Here is a 565-nt window from a genome sequence, read left to right as displayed (position 1 = left end):
GCCGCGGCCCTGCACCTCCCAGGCGTCCGGACGGCCGATGTCGTTCACGCGGATCGAGACGTTGCCGATCAGCTCGCGGTCCAGGCGGTCCTTCACCATGCGGGCGGTGAGCTTGTGGCCCTTGACCTTGCCGACCAGCGGCGAGGTGTTCGTGCCGATCGTCATCGAGATCGACGGCTCGTCGACCGTGATCTGCGGCAGCGGGCGCACGTCCTCGGGGTCGGCGATGGTCTCGCCGATCATGATGTCTGCGAATCCGGCGATCACGGCGATGTCGCCGGGACCGGCGGACTCGGCCGGGTAGCGCTCCAGCGCCTTGGTCATCAGCAGCTCGGTGATACGAGCATTCTGAGTGGTGCCGTCCTGACGCACCCAGGCGACCGTCTGGCCCTTCTTCAGCGTGCCGTTGAAGACGCGCAGCAGCGCGAGGCGTCCGAGGAAGGACGAGGAGTCGAGGTTCGTGACCCACGCCTGCAGCGGGGCCTCGTCGTCGTAGGACGGTGCGGGCACGTGCTCGAGGATCGCCTCGAAGAGCGGCTCGAGGTCGTCGTTGTCGGGCAGGTCG

At 68.1% G+C, this 565-nt stretch carries 1 protein-coding gene; it reads right to left on the bottom strand.

Annotated features, from left to right (window positions below):
- On the bottom strand, positions 1-565 hold a 565-nt coding region (locus BGN97_RS11790), incomplete at both ends, for an EF-Tu/IF-2/RF-3 family GTPase (protein ID WP_292701621.1).

Origin of the sequence: Microbacterium sp. 69-10 (assembly GCF_001897945.1) — a bacterium.
GTDB lineage: Bacteria > Actinomycetota > Actinomycetes > Actinomycetales > Microbacteriaceae > Microbacterium.
The sequence above is the reverse complement of the archived record's forward strand: the minus strand, read 5'-3'. Positions and strand labels throughout refer to the sequence as shown.